The organism is Plantibacter sp. PA-3-X8, assembly GCF_003856975.1.
GTDB lineage: Bacteria > Actinomycetota > Actinomycetes > Actinomycetales > Microbacteriaceae > Plantibacter > Plantibacter auratus.
Map to the genome: position 1 here is coordinate 2,586,495 of NZ_CP033107.1, position 17,146 is coordinate 2,603,640.

A 17,146-nucleotide genomic window follows, 5' to 3' on the forward strand; every position below is an offset into this window, starting at 1 on the left:
CTGGCCCGGCATACACTTCCGCCATGCTGGTCGAAGGCACCATGCGGTGGCAGGTCACGGAAGACGCTCCGATGGCCCTCATGCTGGCGCTCGCGTTCCGCGACATGGCAGGGCTCGGCGAGCGATGCGTCGCGCAGCTTCCCGCGGTCACACCGGGTCTGGAGCGGGTCGACGTCACCGGCCTCGACCTCGACGCGCTCGCCGTCCAGTTCGACGGTTGGTGGACCGGGATCGCCCGTCGCGACACGCGCCTGTTCATGGCCGAGGTCCGTCCACCACACTTCGAGGTGTTCGATCGAGCCCTCGACCTGCAGGAGCTCGCCTACCGGGCGTACGACGACGCGCACCGCTGGGCGTCGGCTCGCATCCGGGAGTACGAGCGCGCGCTCGCAGGCCGATCGCCGAGTCGCCTCACCGACGTCTACGAACTCATCCGCGAGCGTCAGTTCGAGTTGCGCCGGCAATCCAGCTCGTTCCGGTTGGACCTCGAGGTGCTCCCGATCTGCCGACCGGGGGCCTGGGTGGTCGCGCCCGACACGATCGTGGTCAGTGAGTCGCTCCGGGACGACCAGGAGGCCTTCCGTGAATGGCTACGGCCGCTGGTCCACGGCCTGGTCTGATCCGCCCGCGACGCGCTCGACCGGCCGACGGGTCGGGTTCAGGAGCACGACCGCGATGATCGAGCCGACAGCGCCGGCAGCCGCCATCGCGGCGGTGAGCGGGTGGGAGATCTCCGCGAAGGGCATGATGAAGGCGCTCGCGAGCGCGATCCACACGGCGACGTGTGCAGGCTTGCGCTCCGGGTCGAGGCGCAGCTTGCGGGGGTGCTCGACGCGGCCGAGGAGTGTGCCGACGCCCGCGAGCAGAACCGCGACGACGAGCAGTACGACCGGTCGGGTCCACCACCATGCCGCACTCAGCGGTTCCGCGAAGGGGATGCCGAGGGCGAGCTGGAGACCGGCGACCGCGATGATCAGGGGGAGATGCCAGAGGTACACCGTCATCAGCCGGGACCCGATGAGGAAGACGACCGCTCGCGCGGCGCGGGTCCGCATGATCGCCGTGAGCAGCGGGTGCGCCAGGGCGAGCAGGGCGAGCTGCCCGACGCCGAGGACGACGAGGGGGAGGGTCGGTGGGTTGAGGTTGCCGAGCATGCTGGTCGAGTACGGCAGCCAGGTCGTGATCGGCACGAGCGCACCGTAGGAGACGAGCACCACGGCCACGAGGACGAGGCGCGGAACGGAGCGGAGACGTCCGTCGGCCAGGAAGAACCCGAACTGCTGCAGCAGCGGCCAGACGAACACCAGGTTGACGAGACCGATGCCCAGGAGACCGGTCGAGTAACGGACGACGTCGACGAGGATCACGCCGGCCAGCAGTGCCGCACAGGTCAGGAAGGGGTGGCGGTCGTGGCAGGTGGCGAGGAACGGGGCGACCGCCTGGCACAGCAGGTAGGCGGCCAGGAACCAGAGCGGGGAGCCGACGCCTGCGGCGACGGCCTCGATGATGGCCGGGTCGACACCGAGCGCCCCGGCGAGCCACAGCCCCGCGGCGAGGAAGAGCAGGACCGGGATCGTCGGCAGGGCGAGTCGGAACACCCGGGACCGGAGGAAGTTGCTGGTCCCGCCACCACGTCGGACGGTGCTGCGCCAGCCGGTGATCGTCGCGAAGCCGCCAACGATGAAGAACAACGGCATGATCTGGCCGAACCAGGTACCCGTGTCGAACCACGACTGCTGCTCGAGCGCTCGGGAGATGCCGATCGTGCCGTCCGGCTCGACGGCCACCGCGACCATCAGAAGGTGGACGATGACGACCGTCACGACGCACGCGACGCGCACGAGGTCGAGGGCGAGGTCCCGCCCGGAGAGGTCTGGGACCGCCGGGGCCGACCCGGTCCGCGTTCGCGTGCTCATCGCCGGACAGCCTAGCGTCGCCGGGCCCTCCCGCCTCGGCCCTTGTGGAGAGCGTGTCGGAGGCGACTGAGACAATGGAGGCATGAGTCGGCAGGATGGAGCGTCGCGTCGCGTCTCGGCGCACGATGCCGACGACAGCGGTACCCCCATCCTCCACGTCGACATGGACGCGTTCTTCGTCTCGGTCGAGCTCTTGGAACGGCCCGAGCTGCGCGGTCTGCCGATCATCGTGGGAAACAAGGAGGGGCGGTCGGTCGTCACCTCCGCCAGTTACGAGGCTCGCCGGTACGGCGTGCGAGCGGCGATGCCGGTGTCCCAGGCGATGCGCCTCTGTCCGAGGGCCGTCGTGTTGCCACCCCACCACGGCAGGTACCGCGAGTACTCCGACCGGGTGATGGAGGTCTTCGAGTCGGTCACGCCGCTCGTCGAGCCGCTGAGCATCGATGAGGCCTTCCTCGACGTGTCCGGCGCGGTCCGGTTGCTCGGGAGCCCACGGACGATCGCCGCGCTCGTGAAGCAACGGGTCCTCGACGCGACCGGTCTGCCGTGCTCGGTCGGCTTGGCATCGACGAAGTACGTCGCGAAGCTCGCCTCCGGCCTGTCGAAGCCCGACGGCCTGCTGGTCGTGCCCGCCGACGAGACCTTGGCGTTCCTCCACCCGTTGCCGGTCGGCGCGCTGTGGGGGGTCGGTGGTCGGACGGAGGAGCAGCTGACGAACCGGGGCATCCGGACCATCGGTCAGCTCGCCTCCACCCCGCTGTCGATGCTCCAGCGCGCGGTCGGTGAGGCCTCCGGTCGCCGACTCCTCGAGCTCGCGAACGGGATCGATCCGCGCGGCATCGAGCTGGCACGACGCGAGAGGAGCGTCAGCCACGAGGTGACCTTCCCGACGGACGTCTCCGACCCGACCATCCTCAAGCGCGAGCTGCTGAACCTCGCCGGTCTCGTCGCGATCCGGCTCCGGAAGGGCGGCTACGCCGGCCGGACGATCAGCATCCGTGTCCGCTATGCGGACTTCAGCGTCATCACGCGGTCGCGCACCATCGGCGAGGCCACGAACGTCGGGCGTCGGGTCTACGACGAGGCGGCGTCGTTGTTCGACGACCTCGATCGCGGTGGGCGTCTCGTGCGCCTCGTCGGGGTGAAGGTCGACCAGCTCGTCCCCGCCGATGAGGCCGGCGCCGGGCTCTGGGACCCGGACGAGGAGTGGCGTGAAGCCGAGCAGACGATCGACCGGGTCGCGAGCCGGTTCGGCGATCTCGCGATCGCTCCCGCCTCCCTCCTCGGCAAGCCGAGGCGTCGCGGACTCGGCAGTCGCGGAGACTCGCAGGGTGCTGGGAGCACGGATCAACCCCTTGGACCGGTGGATACCGAGCGGTAGCCTCGCGGTATGACGAATCTCGTGGAGAAGCTGGCAGAACAGGCGAAGGGGCTCGGCGTGTCCGCAGCCTACGGGGAGCAGCAGGACGTCGACGGCACGAAGCTCGTGCCCGTCGCGCTGACGTACTACGGCTTCGGCGGCGGCTCCGAGGGCGACGGCGACGACGCCCCGAGCGGCGGTGGCGGCGGTGGCGTCTCGATCCCGGTCGGTGCCTACATCAAGACCGACGAGGGTCTCCGTTTCGACCCGAACCTCATCTCGCTCATCGCCGTCGCGATCCCGTTCATCTGGGTGAGCGGCAAAGCTCTGGCCGGCCTCATCAAGGCCCTCAAGAAGTAGCCCTCCCCGTCGAACCCCTGTCGTGCGACTGCGCACGGCAGGGGTTAGACTCGTGCCACCACGGGAGTCCGGTGAACCGGGCTGAGAGGAAGGTATTCGCCTTCGACCGTCGAACCTGATCTGGATCATGCCAGCGCAGGGAGACCATTTCTCGCTATCCCGTGCTCTTTTCCGTCTACAGGAAGGGCACGTATCGTGTCAGCATCGACCAAGATCTCACCCTCTGAACGCGCTGCGTCGCGGACCTTGCGCTGGAGGGTCGTCGACATCGTCGTGGTCGCCGTGCTCGGCGTCGCGACCGGCCTCATCTTCTGGGCGTGGAACACGCTCGGATCACTCTGGTACGCGGGTGCCAGCGCCGTTACGCCCGGTTTCGGCGGGATCGCCGTCGGGATCTGGCTCCTCGGCGGGGTGCTCGGCGGACTCATCATCCGGAAGCCCGGCGCAGCACTCCTCGTCGAGACCATCGGTGCGATCGTCTCCGCCCTCATCGGCAACGCATGGGGCGTCACGACGGTGTACTCCGGCCTCGCTCAGGGCCTCGGCGCCGAGCTGGTGTTCGCGGCGCTCGCGTACAAGCGCCTCGGCCTCGTTCCGGCGATCCTCGCCGGTGCCGGCGCCGGGGCCGGCGCGTGGCTCCTCGAGCTCGTGATGTCGGGCAACCTCGAGAAGGGTGTCGAGTTCAACGCGATCTACCTCGGTTCGCTGCTCGTCTCGGGCGCGATCCTCGCCGGTGTCGTCGGCTGGGCACTCGTCAGGGCACTCGCGTCGACCGGAGCGCTCAGTCGGTTCGCGTCGGGGCGGGACGCTCGGCGCGAGGTCTGATCGTGCCGGGAGCGGCTGCGACCGGTCCGGCGCGCGTCGTCGCGCGGGACTGGGGGTGGCGTCATGCCGGTCGGAAGGCCTGGGCGGTGCGCGACCTCGACCTCGTGATCGAACCGGGCGAGCGGGTCCTCCTCCTGGGGGCGTCCGGTGCCGGCAAGTCGACGCTGATCCACGCACTGGCCGGCGTCCTCGGCGGTGCGGACGAGGGGGAGTCCCACGGCTCGCTCCTCGTGGACGGCGTTCCGCCTGAACGAGCGAGGGGTCGCATCGGGCTCGTGCTGCAGGATCCCGACTCGCAGGTGATCCTGTCCAAGGTCGGCGACGACGTCGCCTTCGGCTGCGAGAACCTCGGCGTCGAGCGCGAGGAGATCTGGCGCCGCGTCGACGCCTCGCTGGAGGCCGTCGGACTGGACCTGCCGCTGGACCACTCGACCTCGGCGCTGTCCGGCGGTCAGAAACAGCGGCTGGCCCTCGCCGGAGTGCTCGCCATGCACCCCTCGCTCCTCCTGCTCGACGAACCGACCGCGAACCTCGACCCGGCAGGGGTGGCCGAGGTGCGGGACGCCGTCGCTCGGCTGGTCGATGACGGTTCGTCCACCCTGGTCGTCATCGAACACCGCGTCGACGTCTGGCGCGAGCTGATGACCAGGGTCGTCGTGCTCGACGCCGACGGCGGTGTCCTCGCCGACGGGCCACCCGACCTCGTCCTGGACGACGTCGGGCAGCGCCTGGCCGATGCGGGTGTCTGGGTGCCGGGCATCCCGCTGGGGTTGGCCCCTCGTCCGGTATCCGGCCCATCTGCGGCGGTCATCACGACCGACGACCTGGCGATCGGTCGAACGCGGAAGCAGCCGGTGCAGGAGCACCTGGGGCTCGCGGTGCCCGAGGGCGCGGCGACCGTCATCGTCGGCCCCAACGGCGCGGGGAAGTCCACGCTCGCGCTCACGCTGGCGGGACTGCTGCCGGAGATCACGGGGACGGTGACCGCCGCTCCGCAGCTCGCCGGCAGGCTGGGATCCCGGCCGATCCGCTGGAAGTCCACCGAGTTGCTCACACGCATCGGGACGGTCTTCCAGGATCCCGAGCACCAGTTCGTCTCATCGACCGTGCGGAACGAGCTCGGTGTCGGCCTGCAGGCCCTCCGCTGGTCCCGGACCGCCATCGACGAGCGGGTCTCCGAGATCCTCGAGGCGCTCGGTCTCGGTCGTCTTGCCGAGGCGAACCCGTTCAGCCTCTCGGGCGGTCAGAAGCGCCGGTTGTCGGTGGCCACCGTCCTCGCCGCCCGGCCGGCGGTCATGGTCCTCGACGAACCGACGTTCGGGCAGGATCGACGCACGTGGTTGTCACTCGTCCGCCTGCTGCAGCACGAGCTCGAGCGCGGCGCGACGATCGTCTCCGTCACGCATGACGCGGGGGTCGTCGAACATCTGGGCGACCATCGCATCCTCCTCGAACCGCTGGAACTCGGGAGGCGGGCCGCATGACGAGCCTCACGGCAGCGGACCGCTCGACGGTGTTGCACCATCGACCGCCACTCGACCGCGTGAATCCGGTGACGAAGGTGCTGGCCGTTCTCATCCTGTCCGTCCCGTTGCTGTTGACGATCGACTGGGTGAGTGCGAGCACGGCGGTGCTGCTCGAAGTGATGCTGTTCCCGCTCTCCGGCCTGCGGTTCACCGCGCTGCTGAAGCGGGCACTGCCGGTGCTCGTCTTCGCGCCCATCGGCGGGATCAGCATGCTGTTGTACGCGAAGCCGGGAGGGACGGAGTACCTGTCGCTCGGGTTCGTCAGGGTGACGGACAACTCGATCGAGCTGGCGGTCGCCGTGACGATCCGCGTGTTGGCGCTCGGTCTCCCGACGATCCTGCTCTTCGCGCGGGTGGATCCGACCGATCTGGCCGACGGCTTGTCCCAGATCACGAAGCTGCCGTCGCGGTTCGTGCTCGGGATCCTTGCTGGGGCGCGGATGCTCGGACTCTTCATCGACGACTGGCGCAGTCTCGCGCTCGCCCGTCGTGCCCGTGGGCTGGGGGACCGGGGAGTGGTCCGGCGGTTCGCGTCCATGGCGTTCGTGCTGCTGGTGTTCGCCATCCGCCGCGGGAGCAAACTCGCGACGGCGATGGAGGCGCGGGGGTTCGGGGCACCGAACGAACGCACCTGGGCCAGACCGTCCCGCCTGGGCCGGGCTGACCTCGTCGCCGTCCTGGTGACGATCGTCATCATGGCTTTCGCGCTGTCCACGGCGGTCCTCGCCGGCACGTTCCGGGTCGTGGGCCAGTGAGCGCGGTTCCGCCGGTCCTGCTCATCGACGGACGGTCGGGCACGGGGAAGACGACGCTCGCCTCCTCGGTGGCGTCCGCATTGACGGCCAGCACGGTCGTCCACATGGACGACCTGTATCCGGGGTGGGAGGGGCTCGACGAGGGTGCTCGACTCCTCGTCGAGTGGATCCTCACACCGTTCTCCGAGCGGCGCGCGGGGGAGTGGCGGCGCTGGGACTGGGAACGGTCCGCCCGTGCGGAGGCGCACCTCGTGCCGAGTGACCGTCCACTCATCGTCGAGGGTTGCGGGTCGTCGTCGCGGGCGTCGCGAATACTCGCCGACACGGTGCTGTGGCTCGACGCGCCGGTGGTCCAGCGCACCGACCGCCTCATCGGGCGCGGTGACGGCGTCGACTGGCTCGCCGAGTGGACCCTCCAGGAGGACGCCTTCATCGAGCGGGAGCGGCCCGACCTCGATGCGGGTCTCCGCATCGAGGCGACCGGCGCCGCGGACCAGGTCTTCGCGCTCGTCCTCGACGCCCTGAGGCGCGACAGTCGCGGACGTTGGAGCCACTGGCTCCGTTCCTGAGACCCACGGTCCGGGTTCCCGGTCCCTGAGCCGGTCTGAGGGTCAGGTTCCGGTCATCGGTCCCTGAGCTTGTCGAAGGGTGGGTGTGCCCCCGGCAGGATTCGAACCTGCGACCAAGAGATGAGAAGGGTCCGCGATGTCGTGTGAGGTGCCCCCGGCAGGATTCGAACCTGCGACCAAGAGATGAGAAGGGTCCGCGATGTCGTGTGAGGTGCCCCCGGCAGGATTCGAACCTGCGACCAAGAGATGAGAAGGGTCCGCGATGTCGTGTGAGGTGCCCCCGGCAGGATTCGAACCTGCGACCAAGAGATTAGAAGGCTCCTGCTCTATCCCCTGAGCTACGGAGGCGGGCGTCGTCCAGGATACCGCAGCGGTGTCTCAGGCGCCGACGCCGAGGAGGCCGAGGACTCCGAAGACGAGCGACAGGGCTGCGAGGACGAGGGCGATGCTGATGAGGATGACGTGCACGCGCAGGAACGTCGTCGCACGTCCCTGATCGTCGCGGGCGCGCGGGTCGGCGACGATGCGCTTGAGGAAGCGGGGCCAGACGACGACGTTGTAGACACCGTTGACGAGCAGCAGGACGGAGATGGCGATGATCACCGCTCGAGTCTACGGAACCGGCGGCGTCGGTCGTGCTGAGTAGACTCGACCCATGAGCACAGCTGGGGACCGTCTGGTCTGGATCGACTGCGAGATGACCGGACTCGAGCTGGAGGTCGACGAACTCGTCGAGATCGCCGTCGTGATCACCGACTTCGAACTGAACATCCTCGACCCGGGTTACTCCGTCGTGATCAAGCCCGACCAGTCGGCACTCGACAACATGGGTGAGTTCGTGACGAACATGCACCGCACGTCGGGGCTGCTCGAGGAGATCCCGAACGGCGTGAGCGTCGCGGACGCCGAGTTCCAGGTCATCGAGTACATCCAGCGCTTCGTCCCGGACGAGTCGAAGGCACCGCTGGCCGGGAACACCATCGGGACCGACCGAGGATTCCTCGCGCGGTACATGCCGCGGCTCGACGCCCACCTGCACTACCGCAACGTCGACGTCTCCTCCATCAAGGAACTGGCCCGTCGGTGGTACCCGCGGGTGTACTTCAACGCCCCGTCGAAGCACGGCGGACACCGCGCGCTGGCGGACATCCTCGAGTCGATCCGTGAGCTCGCCTACTACCGCGGAGCGTTGTTCGTCGACCTCCCCGGCCCGTCCTCCGACGACGCGAAGCGGGTTTCGGAAGCGGTCGTGTCACGGTACGCCCCAAACATGTAATAGACTCGTCCAGTCGCTTGTGACGCGGTCTCCGCGGAGCAGGTCGCATGGTGGGTATAGCTCAGTTGGCAGAGCGCCTGGTTGTGGTCCAGGAGGTCGCGGGTTCAAGCCCCGTTACTCACCCCATGTCGTACAGAAGCCGGAGGATCCCTCCGGCTTCTGTCGTATCCGGGGAGCGGGCATGTTGGAGCTGGACACCGAGGCGTTCGAAGCCCTCGTGGTGGACGAACTCGACCGCTTGCCCGACGAGATGGTCGACGGTCTCGACAACCTCGTCTTCGTCGTCGAGGACCGGCCTGAGAACGGCACGCTCGACACGCTCGGGCTGTACGACGGCGTCGCCCTGACGGAGCGCGACCGCTACGGCTTCGGCGAGATGCCCGACCGGATCATCGTCTACCGCGAGCCGCATCTGGCGGCGTGCGAGACACTCGACGAGCTCGCCGACGAGATCCAGACCACCCTGGTCCACGAGATCGCGCACTTCTACGGCATCGACGACGAGCGGCTGCACGAGCTCGGCTGGGCCTGAGACCCGCCTCGCCCACCGAGCCGTGTTTCCGGTGTGTTGCAAGTGCCTCGGAGTTCCGGGTGCGCCTCCGGTGAGCGAGTAGCCTGGGGACATGCGCGAGATCCAGGCCCGCATCATTGCGGAACTCCATGTCAGCCCCACGATCGACCCGTCGGCCGAGGTCCGTTCCCGGATCGACTTCCTGAAGTCGTACCTGCGGGCAACGCACACGAAGGGGTTCGTGCTCGGGATCAGCGGGGGACAGGACTCGTCGCTCGCCGGGCGCTTGTGCCAGCTCGCGGCGGAAGAGGTCCGAGCCGAGGGTGGCGAGGCCCGGTTCGTCGCCGTCCGTCTGCCGTACGCCGTGCAGCACGACGAGGACGACGCCCAGTTGGCGCTGTCGTTCATCCGCCCGGACGACTCCGTCGTGTTCAACATCCAGCGTGCGGTCGACGGGTTCGAAGCCGAGTACGCGGATGCGACCGGCGAACCCCTTAGTGACTTCGTCAAGGGCAACGCGAAGGCGCGCGCACGGATGGTCGCGCAGTACGCGATCGCCGGTCAGCAGGGGCTCCTGGTGGTCGGGACGGACCACGCGGCCGAGGCGGTCACCGGCTTCTTCACGAAGTTCGGCGACGGCGGGGCCGACGTGCTCCCGCTCAGTGGCCTGACGAAGCGTCAGGGGCGTGCGCTCCTCGAGTCGCTCGACGCTCCGGAACGCCTCTACCTGAAGGCCCCGACCGCCGATCTCCTCGACGGCACCCCCGGCCAGACCGACGAGGAGAACCTCGGACTCAGCTACCAGCAGATCGACGACTTCCTCGAGGGGAGCGAGATCGATCCGGTGGCCGCCGAAGCGATCGAGGCCCGGTACGCGGCGACGGAGCATAAGCGGCAGGTCCCGGTCAGCAAGTTCGACACCTGGTGGCGCTGACCACGCACCCCTGACACGAAGACGGCGGCCCGATCGGATGATCGGGCCGCCGTCTGTCAGTCGCGGTGGTCAGCTGACGCTGGACTGCTTGCGTTCGGCTTCCAGGACTGCGACGTCGTCGATGATGCGCTGCGTCGTGCTGGTGTTGATCGTGCCGCCCGTCGAGCGAGTGATGTCGCCGGGCCGTGCAGCCGGGGCGGTGGACGCGGGCTTCACAGCGGCGTACTGCTCGTGGTGCTGCTTGGCGACCCACGACTCCTGCTCCGCGACGAGCGCCTGTTCCGATCCTGTGGACTCGGCGCGCCAGCGACGGAGGTCGCCGTCGAAGTCCTTGCGGGCCCGTGCCGGCTTCTTCGACCACTCGACGAGGCGGTCGCGGAAGTCCTCGACCACCGGGTCCAACTCGTACCCGAACGTCGCGGAGTTGCGCTTCATCTCGTGGAGCTGGTGGTTCGCCCAGTCCGCAGCGACGGCCGCACCCTTGATCGGGCTGAGCCGCACGAGGGTGTCGGCCTGGGCGACGGCCCGATCGCTGAGCACCTGCTCTTGCGGGGTGAGCGAGTTCCAGACGCTGGCCTCGGTGGCGGCGTCGACGAGCGCCAGGATCGCGACGTTCTTCTGCTCTCGATCTCGCTGGTCCACGATGGCTCGCAGCGCGCGACGGCTTGCGCCGGCGGCGACGAGGGAGGACACCACGACGGCCACGATGAAGAGGGCCGCAGCGAACAGCATGGGGCGGACCTCAGCTGAGGTCACCCACTCTACGAAGTCATTCCACCACTGCATGGGCCGCAGACTACCCCTCGTTCGGGCGTGAACACGGGCGACGCACCGGGGTCGACGGGAACGGCGGGAGGGTAGCCGCTCAGTTGCGGAAGGCGTCGATGGCGACCGCGAGATCGCTGAAGCTGCCCAGCGGGGCGTACTCGAGGACCGCCGGTCGGAACCGGTTGGCCCGGTATTCAGGAACGCCGTCCGCTCCGACGGCCTCGATGTTGCCGAGCACGCGGCCGTCAGGGGTCGTCACGCGCCAGTAGCCGGGACGGATGCTCAGGGCGTTGGGCATGGGACTCCTCGTGCGCTGGTGGGGCGATGCCGGACTGGGACTGCCGGCTGGTACTCGTCAGCGTATGCGGGGCCACCGACATCGGCCCTGGTCAGAGCGGAGCGAGGGTCCTCCACAGCGAGGTGCGCGGTTGTGGACATTGACGAGGGTCGCCCGGCTCGACACGGGGCCCACGGGATCGGTGAGGCTGACAGTGCGTCCGGGGTGGCGATCGGCACGGACCCGCCCCGGACGCTTCCGCGATCCACCGCCAGGATCGTCGGACCGACAGGAGAGGAACCCATGAACGACCAGATCACCGTCTGCGGACACGTCGCGACAGACCCCAAGCACCATCGCACGACGTCCGGGCTGGACATCACCAGTTTCCGCCTGGCGTCGCAGCAACGTCGGTACGACCAGAAGCAGGGTTCCTGGGTGGCGCAGGAGACGAACTGGTACACGGTGAGCGCCTTCCGTGGATTGGCGACCGCCTCCGCCACATCGCTCGTCAAAGGACAACGCGTGATCGTGCTCGGCCGGTTGCGGATCCGCGACTGGGAGCAGGGTGAGCGACGAGGGACGTCGGTCGACATCGAAGCCGATCACATCGGGCCCGACATCGGCTGGCAACCGAAGGGGTCCGGTGAGTCGCCGGTCGGAGCGGGGGTGTCTCCGGCGCCCGCCGCATCCGAGTCGACCGGTTCCGGAACCGGAACCGGGGAGTGGGCGTCGGCACCGCCGCAGGACACGCCGTTCTGACGCGCCGCGTAGACTGCTCGACGTGCAGAAGAGCCTCCGCGACCGCCCCGTCTCAGCCGTCACCTCGATCCGTCGCCGCACGTCGATCGCCGGCGTCCGGGTCGGCGTGGTGCTCGGTCTGCTCGGCATCGCCGTGACCGGCTGCTCCCAGCCCGCTCCCGAGCCGACGGCCACGCCGAGCCAGACGCCGACCGCCACTGAGACGGCTCCGGCGGCGCCCGTGCTGCTCCCCGAGGGCACCGCCACCGACAACCTGCCGTTCTTCGACGCCGTGAACGCAGCCACGCTCGCCGCGAACCCCGCCGCTGGCGGCCAGGCGATCATCGACGGTCTCGTCGCCGCTGGCTTCCCGAAGGCGGAGATGGAGGTCTCCTCGGACACGACGAGCATCGGCGAGCCGGCCGACTCGATCCAGTTCGCCATCCGGTGGCAAGGGCAGTGCATTCTCGGGCAGAACGGGCCGGCGACGGGGTATCACTCGTCGGTGGTGTCGCAGCTCGACACCGGGCGATGCCTCATCGGGGTCACGCGCGCGATCGACTGGTAGCGCCGCCGACCACTCACGGGCTGGTGCAAGCCGTGGGCATGCCATAACCTGAAATTTCAGATATCGCCACCTCCTAGGTGGCTCGATCCGGAATCGAGGGCCCGCATGACCGCCAACCCATCACCTGGCGGGGAACCTGCCACCGAGGCCGTCTTCCTGGCCGAGGAACGTCTGGCCGTGGCGCCGACGGCGTTGGCGCATACACTCAAGCCTCGTCATCTGGCGCTGATCGCCCTCGGCGGCATGATCGGCGCCGGGCTCCTCGTGGCGTCGAGCACGGCGATCCTCGCAGCGGGACCCGGCGTGATCCTCGCGTACGCCCTGGCCGGCGTGGTCGTGGTGCTCGTCATGCGCATGCTGGGGGAGATGGCCTCCGCGTCGCCCGAGACCGGGTCGTTCTCCGCCTACGCCTCGCGCTTCATCGGCCCCTGGGCCGGTCTCGCGATCGGGTGGCTGTACTGGTGGTTCTGGGTCGTGGTCGTCGGCATCGAGGCGACGGCCGCAGCGCAGATCGTCAGCCAGTGGGTGCCCGGTCTCCCGCAGTGGATCCCGGCGCTCGTGATCACCGTCGCGTTCCTCGCCGCCAACCTCGTCTCAGTGAAGTCGTTCGGTGAGTTCGAGTTCTGGTTCTCCTCGATCAAGATCACGGCCGTGGTCCTGTTCATCGCGCTCGGTTCGCTCATCATCGTCGGCGTCATCCCGACCGAGACGGCGACCGTCGCCAACCTCGCTCCAACGGACGGGGGCTTCCTGCCGTTCGGTATCGGCGGCGTCCTGGCGGCGCTGCTGCCGATCATCTTCTCGATGTTCGGTGCCGAGGTCGCCACGATCGCGGCAGGAGAATCGGTGGACCCGAAGGGTGCCGTCCGGCGAGCGGTGAACTCGGTCGTCTGGCGGATCCTGCTGTTCTACATCGGCTCGATACTGGTCGTCCTCATCGTTGTGCCGTGGACGGAGATCACGCCGGGGATCAGTCCCTTCGTCACCATGCTGCACGCCGCCGGGATCCCCGGTGCCGGCGTGGCGATGGACATCATCGTCTTCACGGCCCTGCTGTCGACGCTCAACGCCTCGCTGTACACGGCGTCGCGCATGCTGTTCTCACTCGGAGGCCGCGGGGAGGCCCCGCGAGCGGTCCGCGCGACGACGCGACGCGGCACGCCGGCGGTCGCGATCCTGTGCTCGGCCGTCATCGGGCTCGTGTGCGTCCTGTTGAACTACCTCGCACCGGACGAGGTCTTCACCTTCCTCGTCAACTCCACCGGCGCGATCGCGATCTTCGTGTGGATCGTGATCGCCGTCGCTCAATTGCGCAGCCGACGGTTCGACCAGGTCTCGGCGTCGGAGAGCAGCGACCGTGCCGGCGGGATCCGCATGTGGGGACACCCGTGGCTCACGGTCGTGGTCGTCGTCGCGCTCGTCGCGCTGCTGGTGTCGATGTTCTTCGGCGGACCCGCGCGGCTCCTCGAGGTGACGACGAGTTGCGCGATCGCGGCGGCGGCCGTCATCGCGGGAGTCGTCGTGCAGCGCAAACGGAGGGTCCGCCCGTAGACTGGACGGCGACATGGCTGAATACATTTACTCGATGGTCCGCGCCCGCAAGGCGGTCGGCGACAAGCTCATCCTCGACGACGTGACGATGGCGTTCCTGCCCGGAGCGAAGATCGGCGTCGTCGGCCCGAACGGTGCCGGTAAGTCCACGATCCTGAAGATCATGGCGGGGATCGACACCCCCTCGAACGGCGAGGCGAAGCTCACGCCGGGCTTCAGCGTCGGCATCCTCATGCAGGAGCCGGAACTCGACGAGGACAAGACGGTGCTCGAGAACGTCCAAGAGGGCGTCGGCGAGATCAAGGGCAAGATCGACCGCTTCAACGAGATCTCGCTCGCGATGGCCGAGCCCGACGCCGACTTCGACGCCCTGCTCGCCGAGATGGGCGTGCTGCAGGAGGCGATCGACGCCGCAGACGCCTGGGACCTCGACTCGCAGCTGGAGCAGGCGATGGACGCCCTGCGCTGCCCGCCGTCCGACGCCACGGTCGCCCACCTCTCCGGTGGCGAGAAGCGTCGCGTCGCACTCTGCAAGCTGCTCCTGCAGAAGCCCGACCTCCTGCTCCTCGACGAGCCCACCAACCACCTCGACGCCGAGAGCGTGCTCTGGCTCGAGCAGCACCTCGCTCAGTACGCGGGCGCCGTGCTCGCCGTCACCCACGACCGGTACTTCCTCGACCACGTCGCAGAGTGGATCTGTGAGGTCGACCGCGGTCGCCTCTACCCGTACGAGGGCAACTACTCGACCTACCTCGAGAAGAAGGGCGAGCGTCTCAACGTCCAGGGCAAGAAGGACGCCAAGCTCGCCAAGCGACTCGCGAGCGAACTCGAGTGGGTCCGCAGTAACGCGAAGGGCCGCCAGGCGAAGTCGAAGGCTCGTCTCGCTCGCTACGAGGAGATGGCGACGGAGGCCGAGCGCACCAGGAAGCTCGACTTCGAGGAGATCCAGATCCCCGCCGGTCCGCGACTCGGCTCGACGGTCCTCGAGGCCAAGAAGCTCGAGAAGGGCTTCGACGGACGCGTCCTCATCGACGACCTCTCCTTCAGCCTCCCGCGCAACGGCATCGTCGGCATCATCGGCCCGAACGGTGTCGGTAAGACCACGCTGTTCAAGACCATCGTCGGCATCGAGCCGCTCGACGCCGGTGAGCTCAAGGTCGGCGAGACCGTGAAGCTCTCCTACGTCGACCAGTCCCGTGGGGGCATCGACCCCAACAAGACGCTCTGGGAGGTCGTGTCCGAAGGGCTCGACTACATCCAGGTCGGCAACCAGGAGATCCCGTCCCGCGCCTACGTGTCGACCTTCGGGTTCAAGGGCCCGGACCAGCAGAAGAAGGCCGGCGTCCTCTCCGGTGGTGAGCGCAACCGACTGAACCTCGCGCTGACGCTCAAGCAGGGCGGTAACCTCCTGCTGCTCGACGAACCGACCAACGACCTCGACGTCGAGACGCTCTCGAGCCTCGAGAACGCGCTCCTCGAGTTCCCGGGTTGCGCCGTGGTCATCACCCACGACCGGTGGTTCCTCGACCGCATCGCGACGCACATCCTGTCGTACGAGGGCACCGAGGAGAACCCGTCGAATTGGCACTGGTTCGAGGGAAACTTCGAGTCCTACGAAGAGGACAAGATCAAGCGCCTCGGACCGGACGCGGCAAAGCCGCACCGCTCCGCGTACCGCAAGCTCACGCGCGACTAGGACTCGTGCGAACGGCCCATCGGCTTCTGCCGGTGGGCCGTCGTCCGTTCACGACCCGTACGTCCCCGACCCACGGAGGGCCCAGCAATGACCAGACTCCACGTGCCGATCCCACTGCGGTGGGGCGACCTCGACGCCTTCAACCACGTCAACAACGCCTCGATGCTCAAGCTGCTGGAGGAGGCGCGCGTCCGCGTCTTCTGGATCCCGACGGTGGCGTCGGAGGACGTCCCGCCGACCGCGGTCATCGACGCGAGCCTCGAGGCCGAGACGCTCACGCTCGTGGCGCACCAGGAGATCGAGTACCTGGCCCCGATCCCGTACCAGCGCGATCCGCTCGACGTCCAGCTCTGGATGGGCAAGATCGGCGGAGCCAGCCTGCAGGTCGCGTACGAGGTCTACTCGCCGCTGGGTGGGGCATCGCAGACGCTGTACGCCCGAGCCTCCACGACGGTCGTCATGGTGGACGCCAAGACGCTCAAGCCGCGCCGGATCTCGGACGTCGAACGTGCCGCATGGGAGCCGTTCCTCGAGGATCCGATCGAGTTCTCGCGGCGCTGAGCGACGCCGGTCACCGAGGCGTCGGGAACCGCACCATGCCCTCCTGGGCGACGCTCGCGACGAGGCGACCCGCCCGATCGTAGATGCGCCCGAGGGACAGACCTCTTCCGCCGGTGGCGCTCGGGGAATCCTGCAGGTAGAGCAGCCACTCGTCGACGCGGGCGGGTCGGTGCCACCACATGGCGTGGTCGAGACTGGCGATCTTGATGCCCGGGGTGGCCCACGGGACGCCGTGACGACGGAGCACCGGCTCCAGGATCGTGTAGTCGCTCGCGTAGGCGAGCGCGGCACGGTGCAGCGCGGGGTCGTCGGGCAGGTCCTCGATCGTCTTGAACCACACCGCTTGCCGGGTGGTCCGCTCGCCCTCCACCCGGAGGTAGACGGGGGAGCCGACGTGTCGGAGGTCGAAGGGGCGTCCCGTCGCCCACGCCTCGGCGGCCGGGTGGTCGATCCCGCTGAGGAGCTCGGCGGCTGACGGGAGGGTCTCCGGGTCCGGGATCCCGTCGGGCAGCTCGATCTGATGCTCCGGGCCCTCGTCCTGGGTCTGGAAGGACGCGATCATCGAGAGGATCGGCACTCCGTTCTGGTACGCCTGCGTGCGCCGGGTGGCGAAGGAGCGTCCGTCGTGGATGCGGTCGACCGCGAAGGTGATCGGCAGGTCGACGTCGCCCGGTCGGAGGAAGTACCCGTGCATCGAGTGGATGATGCGCTCGGCGTCGACGGTCCGGGTAGCGGCGACGACGGACTGGGCGAGCACCTGACCACCGAAGACCCGCCCCTGCGGCATCCATTGCGATGGACCGGTGAAGATGTCCTCGTCGGTCCGGACACCGGGAGCACTGAGGTCCAGTGCGGTGAGCAGGGAGTGGATCGGTTCCTTCACGCGAACACGCCTTTCATCCGGGGGTCGAGGTTCGGTCGTCGATGCCCGACCCGACCCGCCGAGTCTATC

Annotated in this window: 20 protein-coding genes, 2 tRNA genes and 1 riboswitch; of the genes, 16 read left to right on the forward strand and 6 right to left on the reverse strand. The window is 68.6% G+C overall.

From position 1 onward, the window contains the following. Positions 1-23: 23 nt before the first annotated feature. Positions 24-620, forward strand: a complete 597-nt coding sequence (locus EAO79_RS12245; RefSeq protein WP_124769155.1) for a hypothetical protein — start codon at positions 24-26, stop codon at positions 618-620. On the opposite strand, the gene EAO79_RS12250 is transcribed toward EAO79_RS12245, so the two are convergent. Then, positions 591-1,916: an acyltransferase gene (locus tag EAO79_RS12250; RefSeq protein WP_124769156.1), complete on the reverse strand. Its 1,326-nt coding sequence runs from the start codon at positions 1,914-1,916 to the stop codon at positions 591-593. The genes EAO79_RS12245 and EAO79_RS12250 overlap by 30 nt on opposite strands. A gap of 82 nt (positions 1,917-1,998) precedes the next feature. On the opposite strand from EAO79_RS12250, the gene dinB reads away from it, so the two are divergent. The 6 genes from dinB to EAO79_RS12280 all read left to right on the forward strand — a co-directional run bounded on the left by dinB (position 1,999) and on the right by EAO79_RS12280 (position 7,311). After that, positions 1,999-3,297 (forward strand): DNA polymerase IV, encoded by a 1,299-nt coding sequence (dinB, locus tag EAO79_RS12255; protein ID WP_124769157.1) that lies wholly within the window; start codon positions 1,999-2,001, stop codon positions 3,295-3,297. A 9-nt stretch (positions 3,298-3,306) separates the two neighbouring features. Further along, positions 3,307-3,636, forward strand: a complete 330-nt coding sequence (locus EAO79_RS12260; protein WP_079705686.1) for a hypothetical protein — start codon at positions 3,307-3,309, stop codon at positions 3,634-3,636. A gap of 50 nt (positions 3,637-3,686) precedes the next feature. Further along, positions 3,687-3,795: riboswitch (TPP riboswitch) on the forward strand. 36 nt (positions 3,796-3,831) lie between these two features. Continuing rightward, positions 3,832-4,461, forward strand: a complete 630-nt coding sequence (locus EAO79_RS19405) for an ECF transporter S component (protein WP_124769158.1) — start codon at positions 3,832-3,834, stop codon at positions 4,459-4,461. 86 nt (positions 4,462-4,547) lie between these two features. Further along, positions 4,548-5,945: an ABC transporter ATP-binding protein gene (locus EAO79_RS12270; RefSeq protein ID WP_229938569.1), complete on the forward strand. Its 1,398-nt coding sequence runs from the start codon at positions 4,548-4,550 to the stop codon at positions 5,943-5,945. Then, positions 5,942-6,742 (forward strand): energy-coupling factor transporter transmembrane protein EcfT, encoded by an 801-nt coding sequence (locus EAO79_RS12275; RefSeq protein WP_124769159.1) that lies wholly within the window; start codon positions 5,942-5,944, stop codon positions 6,740-6,742. The genes EAO79_RS12270 and EAO79_RS12275 overlap by 4 nt, the downstream gene beginning before the upstream one ends. Continuing rightward, positions 6,739-7,311 carry a hypothetical protein gene (locus EAO79_RS12280; RefSeq protein ID WP_124769160.1) on the forward strand — a complete coding sequence of 191 codons (573 nt, stop codon included), beginning with the start codon at positions 6,739-6,741 and terminating at the stop codon, positions 7,309-7,311. The genes EAO79_RS12275 and EAO79_RS12280 overlap by 4 nt, the downstream gene beginning before the upstream one ends. 275 nt (positions 7,312-7,586) lie before the next feature. On the opposite strand, the gene EAO79_RS12285 is transcribed toward EAO79_RS12280, so the two are convergent. Continuing rightward, a tRNA-Arg gene (locus tag EAO79_RS12285) sits at positions 7,587-7,659 on the reverse strand. Positions 7,660-7,689: 30 nt separating this feature from the next. Then, positions 7,690-7,914 (reverse strand): SCO4848 family membrane protein, encoded by a 225-nt coding sequence (locus tag EAO79_RS12290; protein WP_064295131.1) that lies wholly within the window; start codon positions 7,912-7,914, stop codon positions 7,690-7,692. Positions 7,915-7,966: 52 nt separating this feature from the next. Here EAO79_RS12290 and orn point away from each other — a divergent pair, with 52 nt between their 5' ends. The 4 genes from orn (at position 7,967) to nadE (ending at position 10,032) form a co-directional block, all read left to right on the forward strand. Beyond that, positions 7,967-8,587, forward strand: coding sequence for an oligoribonuclease (orn, locus tag EAO79_RS12295; RefSeq protein WP_124769161.1), 621 nt, complete (start codon positions 7,967-7,969; stop codon positions 8,585-8,587). A 50-nt stretch (positions 8,588-8,637) separates the two neighbouring features. Next, positions 8,638-8,713, forward strand: a tRNA-His gene (locus EAO79_RS12300). A gap of 55 nt (positions 8,714-8,768) precedes the next feature. Then, entirely contained in the window at positions 8,769-9,119 is a 351-nt protein-coding gene (locus tag EAO79_RS12305) for a metallopeptidase family protein (protein ID WP_124769162.1), read from the forward strand. A 91-nt stretch (positions 9,120-9,210) separates the two neighbouring features. Further along, entirely contained in the window at positions 9,211-10,032 is an 822-nt protein-coding gene (gene nadE, locus EAO79_RS12310) for an ammonia-dependent NAD(+) synthetase (protein WP_124769163.1), read from the forward strand. 69 nt (positions 10,033-10,101) lie between these two features. Here nadE and EAO79_RS12315 read toward each other — a convergent pair whose 3' ends face one another. Further along, complete coding sequence (locus EAO79_RS12315; protein ID WP_124769164.1) at positions 10,102-10,818, reverse strand: hypothetical protein; 717 nt, start codon at positions 10,816-10,818, stop codon at positions 10,102-10,104. A gap of 79 nt (positions 10,819-10,897) precedes the next feature. Continuing rightward, positions 10,898-11,098: a hypothetical protein gene (locus EAO79_RS12320; RefSeq protein WP_124769165.1), complete on the reverse strand. Its 201-nt coding sequence runs from the start codon at positions 11,096-11,098 to the stop codon at positions 10,898-10,900. A 282-nt stretch (positions 11,099-11,380) separates the two neighbouring features. Here EAO79_RS12320 and EAO79_RS12325 point away from each other — a divergent pair, with 282 nt between their 5' ends. From EAO79_RS12325 to EAO79_RS12345, 5 genes are all read left to right on the forward strand, one after another. Continuing rightward, on the forward strand, positions 11,381-11,839 hold the full coding sequence (locus tag EAO79_RS12325; RefSeq protein WP_124769166.1) for a single-stranded DNA-binding protein: 459 nt from the start codon (positions 11,381-11,383) through the stop codon (positions 11,837-11,839). Positions 11,840-11,861: 22 nt separating this feature from the next. After that, on the forward strand, positions 11,862-12,386 hold the full coding sequence (locus EAO79_RS12330; RefSeq protein ID WP_241160868.1) for a hypothetical protein: 525 nt from the start codon (positions 11,862-11,864) through the stop codon (positions 12,384-12,386). Between the two features lie 105 nt (positions 12,387-12,491). After that, positions 12,492-13,937 (forward strand): amino acid permease, encoded by a 1,446-nt coding sequence (locus EAO79_RS12335; protein ID WP_124769167.1) that lies wholly within the window; start codon positions 12,492-12,494, stop codon positions 13,935-13,937. A gap of 13 nt (positions 13,938-13,950) precedes the next feature. Further along, positions 13,951-15,633 (forward strand): energy-dependent translational throttle protein EttA, encoded by a 1,683-nt coding sequence (gene ettA, locus EAO79_RS12340; RefSeq protein ID WP_085510665.1) that lies wholly within the window; start codon positions 13,951-13,953, stop codon positions 15,631-15,633. 87 nt (positions 15,634-15,720) lie between these two features. Next, complete coding sequence (locus EAO79_RS12345) at positions 15,721-16,194, forward strand: thioesterase family protein (protein ID WP_124769168.1); 474 nt, start codon at positions 15,721-15,723, stop codon at positions 16,192-16,194. Between the two features lie 10 nt (positions 16,195-16,204). Here EAO79_RS12345 and EAO79_RS12350 read toward each other — a convergent pair whose 3' ends face one another. Beyond that, entirely contained in the window at positions 16,205-17,077 is an 873-nt protein-coding gene (locus EAO79_RS12350; RefSeq protein ID WP_234993952.1) for an acyl-CoA thioesterase II, read from the reverse strand. Between the last annotated feature and the right edge of the window lie 69 nt (positions 17,078-17,146).

What these genes read in the sequence shown, in the direction of transcription:
- EAO79_RS12245 (WP_124769155.1), top strand. Translation starts at nt 24, where the DNA reads ATGCTGGTCGAAGGCACCATGCGGTGGCAGGTCACGGAAGACGCTCCG.
- EAO79_RS12250 (WP_124769156.1), bottom strand. Translation starts at nt 1,916, where the DNA reads ATGAGCACGCGAACGCGGACCGGGTCGGCCCCGGCGGTCCCAGACCTC.
- dinB (WP_124769157.1), top strand. Translation starts at nt 1,999, where the DNA reads ATGAGTCGGCAGGATGGAGCGTCGCGTCGCGTCTCGGCGCACGATGCC.
- EAO79_RS12260 (WP_079705686.1), top strand. Translation starts at nt 3,307, where the DNA reads ATGACGAATCTCGTGGAGAAGCTGGCAGAACAGGCGAAGGGGCTCGGC.
- EAO79_RS12275 (WP_124769159.1), top strand. Translation starts at nt 5,942, where the DNA reads ATGACGAGCCTCACGGCAGCGGACCGCTCGACGGTGTTGCACCATCGA.
- orn (WP_124769161.1), top strand. Translation starts at nt 7,967, where the DNA reads ATGAGCACAGCTGGGGACCGTCTGGTCTGGATCGACTGCGAGATGACC.
- EAO79_RS12305 (WP_124769162.1), top strand. Translation starts at nt 8,769, where the DNA reads ATGTTGGAGCTGGACACCGAGGCGTTCGAAGCCCTCGTGGTGGACGAA.
- nadE (WP_124769163.1), top strand. Translation starts at nt 9,211, where the DNA reads ATGCGCGAGATCCAGGCCCGCATCATTGCGGAACTCCATGTCAGCCCC.
- EAO79_RS12315 (WP_124769164.1), bottom strand. Translation starts at nt 10,818, where the DNA reads ATGCAGTGGTGGAATGACTTCGTAGAGTGGGTGACCTCAGCTGAGGTC.
- EAO79_RS12320 (WP_124769165.1), bottom strand. Translation starts at nt 11,098, where the DNA reads ATGCCCAACGCCCTGAGCATCCGTCCCGGCTACTGGCGCGTGACGACC.
- EAO79_RS12325 (WP_124769166.1), top strand. Translation starts at nt 11,381, where the DNA reads ATGAACGACCAGATCACCGTCTGCGGACACGTCGCGACAGACCCCAAG.
- EAO79_RS12335 (WP_124769167.1), top strand. Translation starts at nt 12,492, where the DNA reads ATGACCGCCAACCCATCACCTGGCGGGGAACCTGCCACCGAGGCCGTC.
- ettA (WP_085510665.1), top strand. Translation starts at nt 13,951, where the DNA reads ATGGCTGAATACATTTACTCGATGGTCCGCGCCCGCAAGGCGGTCGGC.
- EAO79_RS12345 (WP_124769168.1), top strand. Translation starts at nt 15,721, where the DNA reads ATGACCAGACTCCACGTGCCGATCCCACTGCGGTGGGGCGACCTCGAC.